At 46.6% G+C, this 20,961-nt stretch carries 20 protein-coding genes; 16 read left to right on the top strand and 4 right to left on the bottom strand.

Translation table 11 applies throughout. From position 1 onward, the window contains the following. Window positions 1–6 precede the first annotated feature (6 nt). The 6 genes from GXO74_10355 (at window position 7) to GXO74_10330 (ending at window position 7,355) form a co-directional block, all read left to right on the top strand. Window positions 7–834 (top strand): phosphatidate cytidylyltransferase, encoded by an 828-nt coding sequence (locus GXO74_10355; GenBank protein ID NOZ62071.1) that lies wholly within the window; start codon window positions 7–9, stop codon window positions 832–834. 157 nt (window positions 835–991) lie between these two features. Next, window positions 992–1,717 (top strand): endonuclease/exonuclease/phosphatase family protein, encoded by a 726-nt coding sequence (locus GXO74_10350; protein NOZ62070.1) that lies wholly within the window; start codon window positions 992–994, stop codon window positions 1,715–1,717. A gap of 152 nt (window positions 1,718–1,869) precedes the next feature. Then, window positions 1,870–4,074, top strand: coding sequence for a catalase/peroxidase HPI (katG, locus tag GXO74_10345; protein ID NOZ62069.1), 2,205 nt, complete (start codon window positions 1,870–1,872; stop codon window positions 4,072–4,074). Between the two features lie 160 nt (window positions 4,075–4,234). Continuing rightward, window positions 4,235–4,612, top strand: coding sequence for a hypothetical protein (locus GXO74_10340; GenBank protein NOZ62068.1), 378 nt, complete (start codon window positions 4,235–4,237; stop codon window positions 4,610–4,612). Window positions 4,613–4,708: 96 nt separating this feature from the next. Continuing rightward, window positions 4,709–5,899 (top strand): CapA family protein, encoded by a 1,191-nt coding sequence (locus GXO74_10335; GenBank protein NOZ62067.1) that lies wholly within the window; start codon window positions 4,709–4,711, stop codon window positions 5,897–5,899. Window positions 5,900–5,918: 19 nt separating this feature from the next. Beyond that, on the top strand, window positions 5,919–7,355 hold the full coding sequence (locus GXO74_10330) for a DUF2851 family protein (protein ID NOZ62066.1): 1,437 nt from the start codon (window positions 5,919–5,921) through the stop codon (window positions 7,353–7,355). Between the two features lie 202 nt (window positions 7,356–7,557). Here GXO74_10330 and GXO74_10325 read toward each other — a convergent pair whose 3' ends face one another. The 4 genes from GXO74_10325 to GXO74_10310 form a co-directional block, all read right to left on the bottom strand. Beyond that, complete coding sequence (locus GXO74_10325) at window positions 7,558–8,511, bottom strand: aminopeptidase (protein NOZ62065.1); 954 nt, start codon at window positions 8,509–8,511, stop codon at window positions 7,558–7,560. Between the two features lie 236 nt (window positions 8,512–8,747). Further along, on the bottom strand, window positions 8,748–9,221 hold the full coding sequence (locus tag GXO74_10320; protein NOZ62064.1) for a peptidylprolyl isomerase: 474 nt from the start codon (window positions 9,219–9,221) through the stop codon (window positions 8,748–8,750). Between the two features lie 304 nt (window positions 9,222–9,525). Next, on the bottom strand, window positions 9,526–9,885 hold the full coding sequence (locus tag GXO74_10315; GenBank protein NOZ62063.1) for a PqqD family protein: 360 nt from the start codon (window positions 9,883–9,885) through the stop codon (window positions 9,526–9,528). Window positions 9,886–10,089: 204 nt separating this feature from the next. After that, entirely contained in the window at window positions 10,090–12,138 is a 2,049-nt protein-coding gene (locus GXO74_10310) for an oligopeptide transporter, OPT family (GenBank protein NOZ62062.1), read from the bottom strand. A 252-nt stretch (window positions 12,139–12,390) separates the two neighbouring features. Here GXO74_10310 and GXO74_10305 point away from each other — a divergent pair, with 252 nt between their 5' ends. The 10 genes from GXO74_10305 to GXO74_10260 all read left to right on the top strand — a co-directional run bounded on the left by GXO74_10305 (window position 12,391) and on the right by GXO74_10260 (window position 20,913). Continuing rightward, window positions 12,391–13,185 carry an energy-coupling factor transporter transmembrane protein EcfT gene (locus tag GXO74_10305; protein NOZ62061.1) on the top strand — a complete coding sequence of 265 codons (795 nt, stop codon included), beginning with the start codon at window positions 12,391–12,393 and terminating at the stop codon, window positions 13,183–13,185. Window positions 13,186–13,208: 23 nt separating this feature from the next. Then, a complete protein-coding gene (gene truA / locus GXO74_10300) occupies window positions 13,209–13,937 on the top strand; it encodes a tRNA pseudouridine(38-40) synthase TruA (GenBank protein ID NOZ62060.1) in 729 nt (242 codons plus the stop codon). 408 nt (window positions 13,938–14,345) lie between these two features. Continuing rightward, window positions 14,346–14,993, top strand: coding sequence for a fructose-6-phosphate aldolase (fsa, locus tag GXO74_10295; GenBank protein ID NOZ62059.1), 648 nt, complete (start codon window positions 14,346–14,348; stop codon window positions 14,991–14,993). A 316-nt stretch (window positions 14,994–15,309) separates the two neighbouring features. Next, a complete protein-coding gene (locus GXO74_10290; GenBank protein NOZ62058.1) occupies window positions 15,310–16,515 on the top strand; it encodes a trypsin-like serine protease in 1,206 nt (401 codons plus the stop codon). Between the two features lie 95 nt (window positions 16,516–16,610). Further along, the gene (locus GXO74_10285) at window positions 16,611–17,906 is read left to right on the top strand and encodes an adenylosuccinate lyase (protein ID NOZ62057.1); all 1,296 of its coding nucleotides are present in this window, start codon (window positions 16,611–16,613) and stop codon (window positions 17,904–17,906) included. A gap of 33 nt (window positions 17,907–17,939) precedes the next feature. Next, window positions 17,940–18,644, top strand: coding sequence for a hypothetical protein (locus tag GXO74_10280; GenBank protein ID NOZ62056.1), 705 nt, complete (start codon window positions 17,940–17,942; stop codon window positions 18,642–18,644). A gap of 288 nt (window positions 18,645–18,932) precedes the next feature. Next, entirely contained in the window at window positions 18,933–19,571 is a 639-nt protein-coding gene (locus GXO74_10275) for a phosphatidylserine decarboxylase family protein (protein NOZ62055.1), read from the top strand. A gap of 1 nt (window position 19,572) precedes the next feature. Then, on the top strand, window positions 19,573–20,301 hold the full coding sequence (pssA, locus tag GXO74_10270) for a CDP-diacylglycerol--serine O-phosphatidyltransferase (GenBank protein ID NOZ62054.1): 729 nt from the start codon (window positions 19,573–19,575) through the stop codon (window positions 20,299–20,301). An 87-nt stretch (window positions 20,302–20,388) separates the two neighbouring features. Continuing rightward, window positions 20,389–20,664 (top strand): DUF4321 domain-containing protein, encoded by a 276-nt coding sequence (locus GXO74_10265; protein NOZ62053.1) that lies wholly within the window; start codon window positions 20,389–20,391, stop codon window positions 20,662–20,664. Window positions 20,665–20,724: 60 nt separating this feature from the next. Then, window positions 20,725–20,913, top strand: coding sequence for a twin-arginine translocase TatA/TatE family subunit (locus GXO74_10260; GenBank protein ID NOZ62052.1), 189 nt, complete (start codon window positions 20,725–20,727; stop codon window positions 20,911–20,913). The last annotated feature ends 48 nt before the right edge of the window (window positions 20,914–20,961 follow it).

Below are 20,961 nucleotides of genomic sequence, written 5' to 3'. Positions count from 1 at the left end.
ACACTTTTGGACTGGAAAAAATTGGGGTTACGAGTTCTGGTGGCAATTTTTGGCGCGCCGCTCATCATTTTCCTGCTGCTTCATGGCAAGCTACCTTTTGTTTTTTTAATTTTGCTGATCAATCTTGTGGCGCAATTTGAATTCTACCAACTCACCGAACACAAAAACATGCTGCCATTGAAAATCTGGGGATTGTTGGTAACGGTTGTCATCACTTTTTCTTTTTATTATTTTGGGCTGAAATGGTTTTGGCTCATTTTATTGCTTGCGTTTTACGGCGTTCTTTTACTTGAACTGTTTCGAAACAATCAGTCCGCGACGTTGAACATCTCTGCGTCGGCCTGGGGCATGATTTATCCCGCTGTTTTCTTTGGGTTTATGATTTTAATTCGGGAACTTCCCGGCGAATTGGGCGTTGATTACATTGCCGGCGGCAGATGGCTGCTGCTGATGCTCATCACCATCTGGATTTGCGACACGGCGGCTTATTTCATTGGCAAAGCTATTGGCAAACACAAATTATTTCCGCGCGTCAGCCCGAATAAGACGATTGAAGGCGCCGTGGCCGGTGTGGTTTTTTCGTTCATTACGGCGTACATTTTTCATTTGACTTACATTCGCACGCTGAGCCTGGCGCAGTGTCTGACGATTGCGCTCATCGTGGCTATCTTTGGGCAAGTAGGCGATTTAATGGAATCGCTGTTCAAACGCGACGCCGGCGTCAAAGATTCGTCAAATTTGCTGCCGGGACATGGCGGCATGTTGGACAGATTCGATGCGCCATTATTTGTCGCACCGCTTGTTTATCTGTATTTGAAATTTTTGGTTTTTTAAAAATTGAAAAACAGCTAAAATGAAAAATTCGTTAGCCTTACTAAATATCAAGTTTATTTCTAAATGACATCATTTATTGAAGGTTGAGCAGAAACAGTATAATTACTGGTTCGCTGGTACCAGACGAGATTGCTCATAATCAAGGATAGATTTACAGTTGAGAATAATTACATGGAATTGTCAGGGAGCGTTTAGAAAAAAAGTAAGACATATCGCAAATCTGAAACCTGACATTGCTGTTATCCAAGAATGTGAAAAACTTGAAATGCTCAACCTTGAAAACGAAATTGTTCAGCCATATTCCCAACATTGGTTTGGTGACGGACAGAAAGGTTTAGGCATATTTTCATTTACAGAGTACACAATTCATCCCTATAACGAATACGATTCATCAATCAGACACTGTGTACCAGTCCACGTTAAAGGCAAAACAGATTTTAATCTTATTGCAGTTTGGGCTATGAACCATAAGCAAAGGAGATTGAGTTACATCGCCCAAGTTTACCTCGGAATCGAAAAATATAAAAATCTCATCAAGCAGAGAGACACAATAGTTATGGGGGATTTCAATTTCAATAAAATATGGGATGATACGCCAAGAATTGCCAATTTTTCTAAAGTAGTAGATGAACTTGAGAAAGATGGCATATCCAGTATCTATCACGAGTACTTCAGAGAACCCTACGGAAAGGAAACAAAAAATACACTTTATATGTACCGAAAACAAGATAAAGGATTTCATATAGATTACTGTTTTGCTCCTAAATCATGGTTGCGGTTTCTAAAATCTGTTCAGATTGGGCATTATGATTTTTGGTGTAAATTAAGTGACCATTGTCCACTAATCATTGATTTTGATGAAAGGGTCACAAATTTCAGCTAACATCAGCCGGAACCGACAAAGGGCTCCGACTTTTTGGCTTGCTTTTGTGGTCTTCGGAAGTTATTTTAAATTATCAAGTTAGGTGCCCTGCCGTCCTTTGCGGCTCAGCTTTGTATTAGCTGTACAAAACAAATCTTTAAAGGAGAAAAGAGATGAATAAAGAAAGCAAGTGCCCGGTAACGGGAGACGCATACAAACACACCACCCTGGGCGGAAACATGATCCGGGACTGGTGGCCAAACCAACTGAACCTGAAGATCCTCTATCAAAACCCGCCTACGCTCAAGCCCACGGGCGAGGATTTCAACTATGCCGCGGCATTTGCCGAACTCGACTACGAGGCGCTTAAAAATGACCTCCGCCGCATTATGACCGAATCCCAGGACTGGTGGCCAGCCGACTACGGCCACTATGGTCCCCTCTTCATCCGCATGGCCTGGCACAGCGCGGGCACCTACCGTGTCTTTGACGGACGCGGTGGCGGATCCACAGGTAACCAACGTTTTGCGCCATTGAATAGTTGGCCAGACAACGTAAACCTCGACAAGGCGCGTCGCCTGCTCTGGCCGATCAAGAAGAAGTACGGCAACAATATCTCCTGGGCCGACCTGATGATCCTCGCCGGAAACGTTGCCCTCGAGTCGATGGGGTTCAAGACCTTCGGCTTCGGCGGCGGTCGCGTGGACATCTGGGAGCCTGAGGAGGATGTGTACTGGGGTCCCGAGTCCGAGTGGCTGGCCGACGAGCGCCATCGAGATGAGCGGGATCTCGAAAAGCCGCTGGCTGCCGTTCAGATGGGCCTGATCTACGTGAACCCGGAAGGTCCAAACGGCGAGCCCAACGTGCTTGCGGCCGCAGAGGATATTCGCGAGAGCTTCCGGCGCATGGGCATGAACGACGAAGAGACAGTTGCGTTGATCGTTGGCGGGCACACCTTCGGAAAAACCCACGGAGCCGCCGATCCCGACAAGTATGTGGGCCCCGAGCCCGAGGCGGCTCCACTCGAAGAACAGGGTCTGGGCTGGAAGAACAGCTTCGGCATCGGCAAGGGCGCCGACACGATCACAAGCGGACTCGAGGGCGCCTGGACCCATACGCCCACGAAGTGGGACAACAGCTTCCTCGAGCTCCTCTTCCGCTACGACTGGAACCTGGAGAAAAGCCCTGCCGGGGCCTGGCAGTGGGTGCCGACCGATCCGGAGACCGAAAATCTGGTTCCTGACGCCCACGATCCCGACAAGCGGCATAAACCCATCATGCTGACCACAGACCTCGCGCTTCGCATGGACCCCATCTACGGGCCCATAGCCCGCCGCTTCCTGGAAAACCCGGATGAGCTTGCCGACGCCTTTGCCCGTGCCTGGTTCAAGCTCACTCACCGCGATATGGGACCCAAGTCACGTTATCTCGGGCCAGAAATGCCTGAGGCGGACATTATCTGGCAAGACCCCGTCCCCCAGGTGGATCACGAACTGATCGACGAGGAGGATGTAGCCGGGCTGAAAAAGCAAATCCTCGCCTCGGAGCTCACCGTTCCGGAGCTCGTCTACACCGCCTGGTCCTCTGCCGCGACCTTCCGCGGCTCCGACAAGCGCAGCGGCGCCAACGGGGCGCGCATTCGCCTAGCCCCCCAGAAGGACTGGGATGTCAATCAGCCAGCCCAGCTCGCCAAGGTGTTGAGGGCCCTCGAAGGTATCCAGGCTGAGTTTAATGGAGCGCAGCCCGGCAGCAAGAAGGTCTCGCTCGCAGACCTGATCGTCCTTGGAGGCGTCGCTGCAGTCGAAGAGAGCGCGAAGCAGGCCGGCTTCGAGGTGCAGGTCTCCTTTGCGCCCGGCCGCACCGATGCCGGCCAGGAACAGACCGACGTCGAGTCATTCGAGTACCTGAAGCCGGTGGCAGACGGCTTCCGCAACTACCTGAATCCAGCTTGCGATTTGCCTGCCGAGCAACTGCTCATTGATCGCGCCCAGCTCCTCACCCTCACGGTGCCGGAGATGACCGTGCTCGTAGGCGGAATGCGTGCGCTGGGGGCCAACTTTGGCAGCGTCTCCCATGGCGTCTTTACGGAACGCCCGGGCGCGCTCACGAACGACTTCTTTATAAACCTTCTCGACATGGGCATCGAATGGCAACCCAGCGCAGACCATCCGCAGATTTACGAGGGGTTCGACCGTGCCACCGGGGAGCTGAAGTGGACCGCGACCCGTGTGGACCTGGTCTTCGGAGCTAACTCACAGCTGCGGGCCCAGGCGGAGTTCTACGCCCAGGACGATAACAAGGAGAAGTTCGTGCGCGACTTTGTTGCGGCCTGGAACAAGGTGATGAACCTTGATCGCTTCGACCTTGCCTGGTCGTAACATGAATGTTCTCAGTGACTTCTGGCAGAATGGCCCAAAAGCAGACAACTAACGTTATTTTTTAAATATTGAAGTATTTTAACTTGACATTTAGTTCTTTTATAATTAAATTAACAGTACGAACAAAAAAAACTTTCATTAAAATAAAGGAGACAGAAAGATGGGATTCTGGGATGATTTATCAAACATGTTTAAGCGGGGCGTGTCCACTGTCGCGAAAAAAACCGATGAGTACACCAAAATCGGAAAGCTGAAAGTTGACATCATCGGCGTCAAACGTGAAATCGACAAGCAATTCACCATGTTGGGCGGAAAAGTGTATCAATTGATCGCCGAAGAAAAAAATACGAAAATTGCTTCCAACGAAGAAGTGAAGCAAATCATCGACGCGATCAAAGACCTGAATGAAAAATTGAATCAGAAAAAAGAAGAATTAGAACAAGTGCGGCTGGAATACGGCGCGGAAGCGGCTGACGCGGAAGTCGTCGTCGACGAGTCAACCGAGCCGACCAAAGAGGAAGATCAGCCTCAGGGCTAGAATTACTTTGCTCCTGCCCATCTTTTGCCACCTTTGATTCAGGAATTTCATGAACGCTCTGCCCTTTTGGCGGGGCGTTTTTCATAAGGAAATTTTATGATCCGTTTGATTTCGCTCGTGTGGATTGTTGCGGTTTTTCTCTCTTGCGCCAATAAACAGCAAACGGCTCAAGAGTTGATTAAGAAAACTGAACCGGAAATTTTGAAATTAAAAAGTTCGCTCAAGCGGCAGAGAGTCGAGTTAACGCCGGTCGTGAATTCCGTGTCTGTTGTTGCGGTCGGCGATATCATGCTCGGAAATCACACTGCCCAATACATCCGTAAATACGGCGTGGAATATCCGTTTGCGGCGACGGATTCAATTTTGCGCAGCGGGGACATCGCCGTCGGCAATCTCGAGGGGCCGTTTGCCGTTTCCGGGACGCCATTCGACAAAAAATTTACTTTCAAAGTTCCTCCGGAGTTTGCCAGCAGCCTCGCCTTTGCCGGTTTTGACGTAATGACGCTGGCGAACAATCACATTCTCGACTATGGCGCAGAAGGTTTGCAGCGGACAATTTCTGCTCTCGATTCGCTAAAAATCAGTCACTGCGGCGCCGGATTGGATTTGAAAGCGGCGTGTACGCCGGCGATTTTAGAGGAGAACGGTTTGAAAATTGCCGTTTTCGGTTATTCCATGACCTTTCCGGCAGAGTTCTGGGCGTCGAAAACTTCCGGCGGCACATGTTTTCCCTATGAAAATATTCTGGAGCGCACCATTCCGCATTACGACTCCACTTGCGACATTGTCATCGCCAATTTCCACTGGGGGCGAGAATTGAAAAATGCGCCGCGAGATTACCAGCGACAGACGGCGCACAAAGCAATTGATCTGGGCGCCGATCTGGTTATCGGTCATCATCCGCACGTTTTGCAGGGCGTGGAAATTTACAAAAACAGGCTCATCGCCTACAGTTTGGGGAACTTCGCCTTCGCGTCTTACAGCAAAAGGGCGACGGAGAGCATCATTCTGAAAGTCTATTTGACAAAAAACGGTCTGCTTTTCGCCAGAGCCGTTCCCATTAATGTCAACAATTACGAGGTCGAATTTCAGCCGAGGCCGCTTTCCGGGAAAAAAGCAAAAGAGGTAATTCGTCACTTGAATGATTACTCGCGGCAGCTTCCTGCCGGCGCAATTTTTGACAGTTGCGGCGTGATCTGGGGAAATTTGCTGACAAGATACGATTCGCGCGCATTGATTGATTCAGTCAAATTTTCTTTTTTGCAAAATAAAAAAATTTCCAAATAAACAAATCGAGGCGATATCCATGAAGGTCGATGATCGCAGTGGGATTGCTGAACATTTCATCTTTCAACTCTGGGAAAAGAAATATTTTTCCACGCGGAAACTACAAACGGCCAACGGCACTCCGGTTACCGTGGTCTCTCCGGGCACGCGCAATCACGACGCCGGCCCTGATTTCAAAAATGCCACCATAAAAATGAACGACCGCATTCTCCACGGCGACGTAGAAATCCACCGCGCGCCGGAAGACTGGTACCAACACGGGCATCACGCCGACGCGGCGTACAATAACGTGATTGCGCACGTTATCATCGGCAAACAGACGAGTCACGAGCCGGCGGTTCGCTTGAGCCGAACGCCGGTGCCGGCGGAAATTTTCGTTGACATTCCCGAAGAAAAATTTTTCGAATTGGAGAAAAAATATCAATTGCTCGCCGCCGGCGAGAGCGAGCCGATTATTTGCCAGCTCTCCGAATTTTCTGACGAGAAAAAACTTGCCGTTATCGATTATTTCAGCCGCGAACGCTTCAACGCGAAAGTGGAGCGCTTTCGCGAGATGCGGGAGTTTGCCGCGTGGAATCAAATTTTGTACAGCGGAATTTTGGAAGCTTTGGGCTACGCAAAAAATCAAACGCCATTCCGAAAACTCGCCAACCGGCTGCCATTTGAAGCTCTGCTGCGCGAGAAAAATCAAGTTAATTCTTCAAATCTTCTGACTCACGTTCAGGGATTACTTTTCGGCACCGCTGGCTTGCTCCCCAGTCAGAATCCGTCTTTTGACTGGCGAAAAATCAAAGATCAAACAACGAAAAATTATGTGACGCTACTGGAAAAAATCTGGGCTGATTTTTCGCAACGTCTCGGGCTGGAGCCGCTGCGCCGCGAGGAATGGCTTTTTTTTCGACTGCGGCCTGTCAATTTCCCAACGCGACGCATCGCCGGCGCCAGCGTTATCTTGCTGCGATTTTTTGAATCTGGCGTACTGGAAAAACTGCTCCGTCTTTTCGACAGTCTCCAGGAAAAACCCCGAGAGTTGACGAACGAGCTCGTCAGATTATTCATCTGCCAAACCCGCGGATACTGGGCGAAATTTTACACGTTCTCAGATTCCGTCGGCGATAGCGAGTCAGAAAAAGACGTCACGCTCGTCGGCGCTTCCCGAGCCCGGGAAATCGTCGTCAACATCATTCTGCCCGCTGTCTTCGCATACGCAGTTGAGATCGACGACTCGCATCTCAAAACAATCGGCAAACAAGTCTATTACGAATTCCCCCGGACAACGCCCAACGCCATCGAACGGAGAATGTTGTCCCTCTTGTTCGGGAAGGAGAAAAAGAGCGGGGAATTTATCACTACGGCGGCCAAACAGCAAGGGCTTATTCATTTGTACAAACTTTTTTGTCGGAGGAATGAGTGCGACCGCTGTTTGCAATCGTTGCCCGATGATGAAAATGAGTGAGCGTGGATTTACGTCAGTTTAAGCAATTTTGAATTATTGTTCCGTTCAGAATTGTCAATTAGCAGTTCGCAATTGACAATTAGTCGTAATAATTTGTTTTCGCAGCTAAACTCTAACCTAATTTAATTGTGAATAGTGAATTGAGAACCGCCAATTGACAATGTTGAAACCAATTTTTCCCTTAAACTGACGACAAGGGGGCTTACTCGACGAGTTTGCCGGAAACAATTAAAGGCCTGCCGTCGATGGTAATGGTGGGTTTTTGAAAAATCATGTCGAGGTGTAACTTCGTCACCGTACTCCCGCCCTCGAACAAATGGTTTCCCAGCGCGATGTGCGCTGTGCCAAATTTTTTCTCATCGGCGAGGGAATTTCCGTAAAGCTCGACTTCCGGATTCGTGCCGACGCCAAACTCGGCGACATTTCTGCCGTTTTTGCCGAACGGTTTTATCCGTTTGCGAATGGCGGCAGCCAATTCATCTCCGATTATCTGCGTCACGAAACCGTTTTTCACGTACAATTTCAGCGAACTTTTCACCAGACCAATCTCCGGAACCGAACCGTCCACGACGACAATTCCCCTCATCGTGCCTTTGTCCGGAGTGACGTAGGCTTCGCCGGCAGGTAAAATCCCAAATTCGCCCGCGGACCGGGCGCAGCCGTGATTTGCGTTTCCCTTGTGCCGCGATATCTTGAACGTGATATTTGTACCGGCGCGGGTCTGGACCGCCACATTTCTGCCAATAGAAAAAATATCAGCGATTCGGCGACTCACTCTTTCGACAAATCTGTAATCTGCATTTACAGCCTGTTCCAGCACCGCCATGTCAGTTTCGTTCAGACAAATGACGCGACCTCCGTTGTGACAAGCATGGGCGATAATTTTGGAATGCACCAGCGGAGGCTCGGTCGCCAACACGATCGCATTGGCGTTGCCAATGAAGCGACGAAGCGCTGGCGAAGGATCGGAATCGGCAGATTTCGGAGTGGGAATCTTCAGCAAGTAACTTTCCACTTTCCGGTCGGCAGCTTTTTTCAGAAACAAATTTCCCACCTCGCTATTTGCTTCGTCCGCGATCACCAACAGCGACTCGCTGTTGCGGATTTTCAAACACTCGAAAATAATTTTGTTAATCGCTTTTCCCAATCGCGTCATTTTTGCCAACCTTTTCAAATAAAGAAGATGGAATTAGCCGCGTTGAAAAAAATGCGCGTTTGACACTTCGCGGCCACACTTGAATTATTGCAAAAAATTTTGAAAAAGTCAACCCTTTTGTGACAAAATTTTAAAATAATTTAAAAAAATATCAGAAAAGGGTAAAAAAAAGTCTCCGCTTCTCTCAAATTATGAGAAAAAGGGAGACCAGAAAAATTATTGATTCTTGAAGTCATTTATTCGTCGTGCGTGTGGCCATGTTCGAGCTCCTCCGCGGTTGCGTCGCGAACTCCCATAATTTCGACGTCAAAATGCAGCTTCTCGCCCGCCAGCGGATGATTCATATCGATAGTGACTTCATTGTCCGTAATGGTTTTGACCGTCACTTCCAGAGGAATTCCCTGGGGACCCTGGGCCTGCAACACTTTGCCTTCAAACAGCTCAATGTCTTCCGGAATCTGATTGCGCGGCACGACCTGAACTAAATTATCATCGCGTTCTCCGTAGCCTTCGCTGGGTTCTACTTCCACCATCTTTTTTTGTCCGGCTTTCATTCCGATGAGCGATTTTTCCAGTCCGGGAATAATCTGATCGTGACCGGCAAGAAAACTGAACGGAGCATCGCGATCAAATGAAGAATCCAACACTTCCCCAGAATCCAGCGATAGCTTGTAATGCATGGTCACCACTTTGTCGTTTGCAATTTGCATAACTTTCACCTTCTTAATTTGTGCAACAATTTATTAAAATAATTTATATTCGAAAATTAAAACCAATATTTTTTTGACTTTTTCGGGCTCCAATCAAGTGTATCAATGAGTTCACGCTAAAAACCACTCATTAAAATTTCTTCTAATTTCAATAAAATCAATTCGTGAAAATTGGTGGGATTGGCAGTGAAATCTTTTTTTTTAGCAAACTTATCAATTTGATTCTCAACGATGGAAAAGGATTTAAAATAATTTGCATCCGTTCAAAGGCCGGGCGCGAGTTGAGATGAAAATTGCCAGTCGTTTACTTTGATTTTTCCGCTTTTTCAGGAACATAATTTTTGAATTCAATAAATTTATAGCGCACCAATGAATGGATGAAAACCGAAAGCCGTTCATAAACCGGGTCAATCTTTTCAGAAAAATTCTCCTTCAACTGTTTCCCAATTTCTTCGACGGTTTTTTCGCCGTCAATTTGCTTCCAGACAAAGCTGCCGTATTCGTCCAAATTTACTTTGAAATGTGGTTTTTTCATTCGTGGAAGCACATATTTTTGCATCAATTTATTTCTGTATTTTGGTTTCAAAATAGTCACATTGCCGTCTTCGTTTTCTTGGAATTGCAGCAATCTTTTGGGAACCAAATCTAATAAATTTACAGCCATTGTATTGCTCCGCAGAAATTTTATCCCTTTTCATTTTTTAAATGTATCAATTTTTCTTAAATAAATCAATGAAAATTTTCCCAATTTGAATTTAGTTACAAAAAGCAACGCGCATTTCCAATCAAACGCCGCAATAAAAAAAGCTCTCCGCTGAAATTAATTCTAACGAAGAGCTTTATTAAAAATCATCTACTAACGAAAATATCAGTTTTCTTTTTTCCTCATCGCCTTGAGCGGATAATATATCATCACAAAGGCGAGAATGGCAAAAACAAGATAGCCTAAAATCGCGAATCCTTCCGGAGCCGTGCCTTCCGGAGTCAGATTGCCGAAAATTGCATTCAATTTAATATTGGATACCACCAAAATCGCTAATATGATACCAACGAGAGCCTCCCCGGCAACAAGACCTGAAGCGATCAACAAACCATAACTTTCCAGACGAGTCCTCAGATCTTCCCGTTTTTCTTCGGGCGCGTTGTCAATCTCCTTTGCGCCCAATTTTTCGGTCGCATATTTGATAATGCCGCCGATAAAAATCGCAAATGTGGTGGTGAACGGCAAATACATACCGACGGCGATCAGCATCGGAGACGGCGACTCGATCAGAATAAGCGCCACGGCGAAAAACATTCCCGCGATCACCAGCGGCCAAGCCATGTTGCCGCTAATAATTCCTTTGGACATCATCGCCATCAAACCGGCTTGCGGCGCAGGAAGCGCATCCGTTCCAATTCCGTTTGCCTCATGCAGCCACATGATCGGGAGAACAAGAACCAATGCAGCGGCAACCACGCCAATAGATCCGCCGATCTGCATGCGGAACGGCGTGGCGCCCAAAATATGTCCCACTTTCCAGTCTTGCATCATATCCCCGGCGACACCGGCGACAACGCACACCACAGACGCGACCGCCAACGTCGCTGCGATGCCCTCTTTTTTCCCGCCAAGCCCGGCGGCCAACATCAGCAGCGCCGCAATGAGCAAAGTGGATAATGTCAAACCGGAAATAGGATTGGAAGATGAGCCGATAATTCCCACGAGGTAACCGGCAACGGCGGCAAACATGAGACCGGCGATTGCCATAACGACCGCCGCCAAAATAGCTGAACCCCAAGCACCGGCAAACCATTTGTACAAAATAACCATACAAACCACCAGCACCAAAATTGCAATGAGAACCAGGCCGAAGGGCGCATCTTTGTCGATGCGAGAGGTTTTACTGGATTCGCCTTTTTTCGCAGCGGCGATGTCTGCCAGTCCTTTGCCCAAGCCGGCGAGCAAACTGTTTCTCATTTTGAACAGCGTGTAAAACGCGCCCACCAACATGCCGCCGACGGCTATCGGTTTTACCGTGGCGTTGTACGCCGCTTTGGCGGTAGTCATCCAGCCAAAACCGCTCGCGACGGCGCTAAGATCGTTGCTCATCAGAAAAAGCACAACAGGCATGAGGAATAGCCAGCCGAAAACGCCGCCGGAGAAGGTAATCGCCGCCAGACGAAATCCGATAATGTAGCCCACACCCAAAAAAGCCGGCGAGCTGCTCGGACTCTGCAAAAACATTCTGCCATCGTGGCTGTATTCGCTGCCAGGAATGGGTTTGCCAGTGGAACTATTCAGCAGCGCGATTTTTGAAACGCCAAAGGAGATAATCCCTTTTACGTGATCTTTGATGAAGGTTAAGCCATTGGCATTTTTAAAAAATTCAATTGCTCCGGCCAGCAGCATGGGTAGAAAAACATACCCGGCGCCGGAGCTGCCGCCTTGTCCGATTTTCACGATTTCGGCGCAGGCTTTGCTTTCCGGATATGGCAAAGTCGCGTCTTCGATTAACGTGCGGCGCAAAATAATGACAAACAAAACGCCGAGCACGCCGCCAACCAGCATGAGCAGAGTGGATTGCAAATAGTGAAATTCATCCCATACGCCGGCAATGATGAACGCCGGGATGGTAAAAATTGCGCCGGCCGCCAGTGCCTCGCCTACGGCGCCGGTGGTTCGCGCCATGTTTTCTTCCAAAATCGTGCCCTTGAATGGTCGCAGCACCGCCATTGCAATTACTGCCGCCGGGAACGTCGCCGCAACAGTCATTCCTGCCTTCAAACCAAGATAGGCGTTCGCAGATCCTAAAATGATAGCCATGACAATACCAAGCAGAATTGCCCTTAAAGTCAATTCTTTCATGTCCGTTTCCGCAGGCACATACGGTTTATAGGATTGCATCGTCCTTCCCGTGGCTTTTACATCCGCCATTTCCTTCCTCCTGGGATTAGTTTGTGTTTTTGTGATTTATTCCTGAATTAACTGCATTGAATTCAATTTTAATAAAATCCTCAAACCCGGAAAATTGTTGCAAAAATTTTGCAAAATCAAACTTAAACATAAAAATTCAATAGCAAAAAGTCAAGCAAAAAATAATTCTTTGTCAATTTAGCCGGCTCTCTCTTGATTTTGTGAATAAAAGTTCGTATATTCCTTTTAAAATTTTTCAGGAAAAAAATGGCAATTTTGTCCGATATTACGTTGGGTCAATACTATCCGGCGAGGTCAATTGTTCACCGGTTAGATCCGCGCACAAAAATTTTAGCGACCATTGTGATAATGCTTGCCACCGTCGCGGCGCAACAATTGTGGGAGTCCGGCGTTAATCTGATCGCGCTTATTGCGCTGATTCGATTAGCGCGGTTGCCGCTGGGACTTGTTTTTCGAAATTTGCGACCGTTCGTCTGGCTTTTTTTGCTCACGCTGGGATTCCACTGTTTTCTTACGGGAGAAGGCACTGTGATCGCCAGGATGCCTCTGTTGGGCTGGGAAATCACGCAGAAAGGTCTGAACTCGGGAATCATCTACTCGGTCCGTCTGGCGGAATTTGTGCTTTTCGCTGCATTGCTCACGCTGACAACTTCTCCCATTGAAATGACCGACGCTCTGGATCGGCTACTGGCTCCGCTAAAAAAAATTGGTTTGCCGACTCACGAATTTGTGCTCATGATGACGCTGGCGCTGCGATTCATTCCGATTCTCTTGGAAGAAGCCGATCGCATCCAAAAAGCTCAGATGTCGCGCGGCGCCACATTCGAGGGGAATTTGATTCAACGGATAAAAAGCGTCATTCCGCTGCTGATTCCGTTGTTCATTTCTGTTTTTCGGCGCGCCGACGATCTGGCTTTGGCCATGGACGCGCGCTGTTATGTCGGCGGGAAAAATCGCAGCAGTTACAAAATTTTGAAAATGACGCGACGAGATTTGATCGCAGCGCTGTTGACCGTCTCGTACATGATTTTTTTCTTCGTCAATTGATCCTATTTTGAGGTATTGTACTGTTGAGAAATATTAAAATCACTCTGGAATACGACGGTACCGACTTTTGCGGCTGGCAAATTCAACCAAACGTGCGAACCGTGCAGGAAGAACTACAAAAAGCGCTGCGACAGATTTTTCGAGAGAATATTCCCGTCACAGGCGCAGGCAGAACAGACAGCGGCGTTCATGCGCGCGCTCAGGTCGCCAATTTTCATCTCGAATCCCTCATGCCTGAAAAAAAAATCATGGCGGCGCTCAACGGGAACCTCGCCAAAGATGTCCGCGTGCTCGAAGCAGCGGAAGCAGCTCCGTCTTTTCACGCCCGTTTTGCCGCAAAAAAACGAATTTACCGCTATTACATCACGCAGAAAGAGCGAGCAATCAACCGTCATTACATTTGGTGCTACAAAAGCCCGCTCAGAATCGAAGCCATGCGCCAGGCATCTCACTATTTAATAGGAAAAATTGATTTTAAATCATTCTGCGCCGAAAACGCGGATTTACCGCACTATTTTTGCACCGTGGAAGAAAGCCGCTGGGACGAAGACGGCGATTTGTTGATTTTCACCATTGCCGCCAATCGTTTCATCCACAGCATGGTTCGCATAATCGTGGGTACGATGATCGACGTCGGCCGCGGATACACTCCAGCGGAAGCGATTCCGGAAATTCTCGCCGCCAGAGATCGCAAACAAGCAGGCCCGACCGCACCGGCGAAAGGGTTGATTTTGGAAAAAATTATCTATTGACTGAATATGTAAAAAAATTTTTCTGCTGCCAAATAGAAAAATTCCAAACCCGGCGTGTTTTGGTCATTGAGAGTTAACGTTTTGAATCAAGTTTTTTCTTAAATATCTCGTTGTTAACGCGACTCAAAATGATGAAACGAGAGAAAGATTATGTTGATGAATATTGTTTACATGTGTCCAGTGCCGTCAGGCACGACATATTTTTAGCTTAAAGGCGCCCTGTCAGCGACGCAATATTAATTTCTCATAAAAATATTTTACTACAATGTCAAAATTTCTTAAAATGGGCTACTCAGTAATAACTTTCTGTAATATGACTAATTGGTATTAGGATTCCCACACAAATAAGCAAATAAAAAATAGTTTAAAGATAATCGACTTAAACAACAACCTAAAGGAGAAACAGGAATGAAATTCTTTATCGATACCGCAAATCTGAAAGAGATTCGCGAAGCGAACAAATTGGGTATTCTCGACGGAGTCACGACGAATCCGAGTCTGGTTTCCAAGGTCGAGGGAAAATTCGAAGACGTCATTCGCGCGATTTGCGAAGAAGTTGACGGACCTGTGAGCGCGGAAGTCGTCAGCTTGGACGCCGAAGGCATGGTTGCAGAGGGTAGAAAACTGGCAAAGATTCACAAAAACATTGTCGTAAAAATTCCCATAACCACCGAGGGTCTAAAAGCGATCCGCCAACTGGAATCCGAGGGTATTCACGTGAACACGACGCTGATATTTCATGCGGTACAGGCATTGTTGGCGGCAAAAGCCGGCGCCAGTTATGTCAGCCCTTTTGTGGGCCGGCTGGATGATATCAACACACCAGGCATGCAATTAGTACAGGACATCGTCACTATTTTTCGCAATTATGATTTGGACACAGAAGTCATCGTCGCTTCCGTTCGCAGTCCAATGCATGTTTTGGACGCGGCGCTCATGGGCGCGCACATTGCAACGATTCCGTTCAAAGTCATTGCTCAACTGACAAAACATCCGCTCACTGACGCGGGAATTGAAAAATTTCTCGCCGATTGGGAAAAAGTGAAAAACAGGTAGTCTTTTTCGGCACAAAATAAATTCTGAGGGGCTTCTCAAAACGAATTTGTCTTTAAAAAATCTAATGAGAAGTCCGTCTTCTTCCCGATGCAAATTTTCGTTTCGCTGAATTTTCAGGCGCTTTTTTTGCCTGATTCACGATTGGAACATTGTGCGGATAACTTTTGTATAAACTTTGAATTAAATAAATCGTAAATCAAAATTGAACGTTGGAGTGAGTTGTTTGCAGACAGCTTGCTTTTTTTCAGTTATTTTTTGAAATACAGATCGTTTGGCGAAAAGTTTCTCACTCCACTGTGAACAGGGCGGATGAACAATGAAAAAAATTTTTTTGAGCGCGCTACTTTTTCTCGCGGGAACGCTTGCCGGCATCTGGCTGCAAAAATCATTTTTCGCGCCAAAATCAGCACCGATATTTGTGGAAAGCGTCGCTAAAACAGAGCAGCAAAGCGCTGTCGGAGACGGCTCCGTTCAACTGGTTAGCGACCAAACAATTCAGCCATCGCGCGAGACCGCCATCACTCAGTCTGTCAGAAAAATCAGCCCGGCCGTTGTCGGCATCAACGTGCTGCAAAAATCATATCGCTCCCCGGGCATGATGATGGATGACCCGTTTTTCCGCTACTTTTTTGGCGAGCGCCAGGAATTAGTCAAATCTCTCGGCTCCGGTTTCATTATTTCGCCGGACGGTTACATTGTGACAAATGAGCACGTTGTCCACCAGGCGGTAAAAATAATGGTCACGCTCCCCGACGGCGAACATTTCGACGCGAAATTAATGGCTTCAGATTACGTTTCCGATATTGCTCTGCTCAAAATTGAGAGCGACAAATCCTTCCCGTTTGCGGTTCTGGGAAATTCCAATGATTTGATTATCGGAGAATGGGCCATTGCCATCGGCAATCCGTTTGGCCTTTTTGACATGGGACAACCTTCCGTGTCGCAAGGCATCATCAGCGCCACTGACAGAGATTTCGGCAAACAAAGCGACAACCGGATTTACAAAGATATGATCCAAACCGACGCCGCCATCAATGCCGGCAATAGCGGGGGGCCGTTAGTGAATAGCCTCGGCGAAGTGATCGGAATGAACACGTTCATCTTTTCCGGCAGCGAAAGTCGCGGCACTTCCATCGGGCTGGGTTTCGCCATCCCGATCAATCGTATCAAAAAAATTGTCGCCGCATTGCGGAAATACGGCTCTGTGGACCGTTCTTTTTGGACCGGAATTTCTGTTATCAATCTGCGGCCTTATCTGGCGCGCTATTTGGGGATTCCCATTGACAAGGGTGTCATCGTTGCCAGCGTGCAAAAAAACAGCCCGGCGTCGCGCGCAAATATCGAAGTCGGCGATATCATTTTGAAAATTAATGATTACACAGTGGAGTCATCGGATCAAATCGACACCATCTTTGAGGATCTGGACGCGAAAGCAGGGGACATCATTACCCTGACCATTTATCACAATAAAAAAGTGATTACCATACCATTTAAATTGGAAAAATACCCGCGTCGCAATTAGCCGATGCTACAATATTGCAAGTTAAGTTTTCATTTTTTTTGCAAAAATTTTTATTACTGCGCTGGAGTGAAACTAATTTTTGACGGAGGAAAGCGTTGATTCGGCGATACACGCTGCCACAAATGGGCGCGATCTGGACAGACGAAAACAAATTTCAAACCTGGTTAAAAGTCGAAATTACGGTCGCTTCGGCGCAAGCGGAATTGGGAATGATCCCCAAAGAGTCGGCGGAACAGATTCGCGATCGAGCGAAATTTGACATCGACCGAATTTTGGAAATAGAACAGAAAGTCAAACACGACGTGATTGCCTTTCTGACCAATGTCGGCGAATACGTTGGCGAAGCGTCCCGTTTCATCCATCTGGGAATGACTTCTTCGGATTTGCTGGATACGGCAAACGCGCTGCTGATGAAGCAAGCGGGAAAAATTTTAATCGCGGACAGCGAACGCCTCCGCGACGCGCTCAAAAAAAGAGCGCTGGAGCACAAACACACCATTTGCGTCGGCAGGTCTCACGGCGTGCACGCAGAACCGACGACCTTCGGGCTGAAAATGGCGCTCTGGTACGATGAAATGGGACGGAATCTCCGCCGGCTAAAAAATGGCGTGGAAAATGTTTCTTACGGAAAAATTTCCGGCGCCGTCGGTACCTTTGCCCATCTGGATCCGATCGTGGAAAAAATGGTTTGCAAGCGGCTGGGGCTCAAGCCAGCGCCGGTCTCTACGCAGATCATTCAACGGGATCGTTACGCCGAGTTTTTGACAGCCATTGCATTGACCGGCGCCACGATTGAAAAAATCGCCACGGAAATCCGGAATTTGCAGCGGACGGAAATTTTAGAAGCCGAAGAATATTTTTCAAAGGGGCAAAAAGGTTCGTCTGCCATGCCGCACAAAAGAAATCCGGTGACCTGCGAGCAAATGTCTGGTTTGGCAAGACTGTTGCGCGCGAACGCGCTGGCGAGCATGGAAAATATCGCATTATGGCACGAAAGAGATATTTCGCACTCATCTGTGGAACGTGTCATTCTGCCCGACAGTACAATTTTGCTGAATTACATGTTGCACAAAATGACCGATCTGATTCAAAATCTGCTCGTTTATCCGGAAAATATGATGAAAAATCTGAACAAAACAAACGGGCTGATTTTTTCGCAATCTTTGCTGCTAGCGCTGGTTCGCAAAGGATTGCTTCGCGAAAAGGCGTATCAATTGGTGCAAAAATGTGCCCTGGAGTGCTGGCAAACCGGGAAATCATTCAAGAAATCATTGATGAATGAACCGGAAATCACCCAAGCGCTCAAGCCGGAAGAAATCGAGAATATTTTTGATTATCAATATCATCTCCGCAATGTCGATAAAATTTTTGAGAAAGCTGGCATTGAATAATCTGAATTGAGAATAAAAAACGGGGTGAGAACATTGAAGAAGAAAAAGAACATTTTCGAAAACAGCGCCAAAAAAATTTATACCACCGATGAAGAGGGAAAGCTTATAGTCAAATATAGTGATGAAGTTCCCATTAAAAGCCCCAACAAGACGGTCGTTGTCAGGGGAAAAGGCATTATTAATAATCAGATCGCGTCATTTTTGTATAAATATTTGTCATCTTTTCATATTTCGACACATTTTTTGAACGAGCTTTCCGAGCGGGAAATGGTGATCCAGCAATTAGATGTCATCCCGGTAGAAATTGTCGTTCATAATTTTATCGGCAAAGAATTGGCAGACCGTTTCGGATTAGAAGAGGCGACAACGTTGAACAGCCCCATCCATGAGTATTTTCTTAAAGACGCCCGGCAAAACAATCCGATGGTCAATCAGACTCATTTGCAAGCATTCGGCCTGATTCAGGCAGAGGATTTCAAAATGCTCGAAAGACTCGCATCAAAAATCAACGCGATTCTACGGTCATTTTTTCTCCGCCGACAAGCCCAATTGGTCAGTTTTAGGCTTGAATTTGGCAAAATAGAAAACAAAATTATTCTGGGTGGCGATCTCTCGCCGGATACGATTGTTCTCGCGGATTTGTCTGAAGGGGAAGCGAATATTGAAAGATTTCGTATCACGGCAAATTCGGCGGCTGATGTTTACAATGCGTTCAAAGAGCGAATTTTGCAGGGATAACCTTTAAAATGGTCGAACTTTTCAAAAAAATTAGAAAAGAAAACAATATGATGAACGCCCATTTTATGCACATCCCATGTTCCTAATATTGTTCATTAATAATACCAATGACCAGTTAAATTTTACGATCAACTATTTTTATTGAAATTAGGTCGTAGGGGACGCATATATGCGTCCTCTACATTGTTTTTAACGTAATATTTACAAAAATATTTTCTAACTGGTCATTCATATTAATAATAAAATTGAAATTGTTAAAATTTAAGAACATCAAACTCTGAGGTATTTGTGGCAAAGGAAGGTTACGGATTTTTAGTGGGGGTCTTTTTGTTTTTTGTCATCATGCTATCCGGCGCAATGGTCTCGCACAACATCCTATTAGAGATTTTGGCGTTGGTGAGTTTTATTTTTTTGCTTTTTTCTTTCTATTTTTTTCGCGATCCGAATCGCCAGGCGCCAGACGTCCGAAACACCATTATTTCTCCGGCTGACGGCAAGATCATTGTGATAGACGAGGTCAACGAAGCTGAGTATTTCAAGCAACGAGTTAAAAAAGTGAGTATCTTCATGTCGGTTTTAGACGTTCACGTGAACCGCATTCCCATCAGCGGAAAAGTGACATATTTTGATTACAAACACGGTGCTTTTTTGCCGGCCTATCAAGAGGATGCGTCGTTGCAAAACGAACACACATCCATCGCTATCGAGAATGATGAAACAAAAATCATGTTTCGCCAGATCGCCGGCATTCTGGCAAGGCGGATTGTGTGCCACATTCGGGAAGGAAATAGCGTGACGCGCGGCGAGCGATTCGGCATGATAAAATTTGGCTCTCGGGTGGATATTTTTATGCCGCTGAATGTGGAAATCAAAGTGAAAGCAAACGACAAAGTACGAGCCGGTGAAACGATCATAGGAATTTATTGACATGAAAAGATCAAGACAGGTGATCCCGAATTTATTCACCACCATGAACATATTTTTTGGCTTTCTCGCTATCATCAACGCCAGCGAAAACAATTTTGTCACTGCCAGTTGGTTCATTGTCATCGCGGCGATTTTTGATCTATTTGACGGCCAGGTCGCGCGGCTCACAAAAACCGCCAGCGCTTTCGGCGTGGAATTTGATTCTCTGGCGGATGTCATCTCTTTTGGCTTGGCGCCGGCGTTCCTCATCCAACGCGCCTATCTGAACTCTTTCGGACTTTTGGGCACAGTGATCAGTTTCCTGCCGTTAGTGTGCGGAGGCATCCGACTGGCGAGATTTAATATTCATTTTGGCGGAAAAGAGAAAACCGAGTTTGTGGGTCTGCCCATTCCGTTTGCCGCGGTAAGCATTGTTTCATTCATTATTTTCAATTATTATTTTTGGAACGAAATTTATCTTGAGCGCGTTGTAATTCCTCAAATCGTGCTTATAAGCATTCTGATGCTGAGCAAGGTGGGCTACTATGTGCTCCCAAAATTTTCATTTCGTCAGGGCAGGAAACATTCCGTGACGTTAATTCTCATGATTGTTTCAATCGTGATCGTTTCTTTGTTCCCTCAGGCGACTTTTTATCCGTTCGTCATGGTGTATATTCTCTGGGGAATCGTTCGATTCTTTTTCAAAATTTTTCGCTCGAGCGATTCTGACAAAACAATTGAAGCTTTCTAAAAATTTATTTGATTTTTGTCTTTAAATTATCTATATTAAAATAGTAGTCATAAATTTTCTGCCATTAATGAGCGCAGTCATTTCAGAATGAGACAAAAAAATATAGGCATTGTTTTCACGATTCTCTTTTTCGGCGCAATCCTCGGATCCGTGTTGGGACAATTAGTGGCATTCTTGCTGCCGGACGGTGTGGTGAAAGAGTTTTTTCTCAAATCTATTACCGCAGGATTTGCTCCGGCGACATTAAATTTAGGCGTCATAAAAATGACGCTGGGATTTTCGTTTGTTGTAAATATCATCGGACTTTTAGGACTGGGGATTGCCGCGTATTTTCTCAAATGGTATTATGGCCATCGGCTGTAATGCGCGACTCTCATCATTCAAATTTTTCGCGCTTTTTGCGCGATGAGGAGGCGAGGCATTATGTTTGGTTCAATTGGACCGAGCGAAATAATTTTTATGATGTTCATCGTTTTATTGTTGTTTGGTCCCAAAAAACTGCCTGAATTGGCGCGAGGCCTGGGCAAGGGTTATCGACAATTCAAAAAAGCCCTCGACGACGTCAAGGATGAAATCGACTTGAACGACATTGATCGCGATTTACGCGGCTAAAAAAATTGTAACTAACTTTCTGTAAAATTTATTTTTTGTGGAGGATAA

The sequence above is a fragment of the Calditrichota bacterium genome, from assembly GCA_013152715.1.
Lineage (GTDB): Bacteria > Zhuqueibacterota > Zhuqueibacteria > Thermofontimicrobiales > Thermofontimicrobiaceae > 4484-87.
This window is presented reverse-complemented; position numbering and strand designations above follow the sequence as displayed.

Excerpts from the sequence above, each read along its gene's own strand:
- GXO74_10335 (NOZ62067.1), top strand. The coding sequence starts at position 4,709 with ATGATCCGTTTGATTTCGCTCGTGTGGATTGTTGCGGTTTTTCTCTCT.
- GXO74_10310 (NOZ62062.1), bottom strand. The coding sequence starts at position 12,138 with ATGGCGGATGTAAAAGCCACGGGAAGGACGATGCAATCCTATAAACCG.
- GXO74_10325 (NOZ62065.1), bottom strand. The coding sequence starts at position 8,511 with ATGACGCGATTGGGAAAAGCGATTAACAAAATTATTTTCGAGTGTTTG.
- GXO74_10260 (NOZ62052.1), top strand. The coding sequence starts at position 20,725 with ATGTTTGGTTCAATTGGACCGAGCGAAATAATTTTTATGATGTTCATC.
- GXO74_10330 (NOZ62066.1), top strand. The coding sequence starts at position 5,919 with ATGAAGGTCGATGATCGCAGTGGGATTGCTGAACATTTCATCTTTCAA.
- GXO74_10265 (NOZ62053.1), top strand. The coding sequence starts at position 20,389 with ATGAGACAAAAAAATATAGGCATTGTTTTCACGATTCTCTTTTTCGGC.
- GXO74_10290 (NOZ62058.1), top strand. The coding sequence starts at position 15,310 with ATGAAAAAAATTTTTTTGAGCGCGCTACTTTTTCTCGCGGGAACGCTT.
- pssA (NOZ62054.1), top strand. The coding sequence starts at position 19,573 with ATGAAAAGATCAAGACAGGTGATCCCGAATTTATTCACCACCATGAAC.
- GXO74_10320 (NOZ62064.1), bottom strand. The coding sequence starts at position 9,221 with ATGCAAATTGCAAACGACAAAGTGGTGACCATGCATTACAAGCTATCG.
- katG (NOZ62069.1), top strand. The coding sequence starts at position 1,870 with ATGAATAAAGAAAGCAAGTGCCCGGTAACGGGAGACGCATACAAACAC.
- GXO74_10315 (NOZ62063.1), bottom strand. The coding sequence starts at position 9,885 with ATGGCTGTAAATTTATTAGATTTGGTTCCCAAAAGATTGCTGCAATTC.
- fsa (NOZ62059.1), top strand. The coding sequence starts at position 14,346 with ATGAAATTCTTTATCGATACCGCAAATCTGAAAGAGATTCGCGAAGCG.
- GXO74_10340 (NOZ62068.1), top strand. The coding sequence starts at position 4,235 with ATGGGATTCTGGGATGATTTATCAAACATGTTTAAGCGGGGCGTGTCC.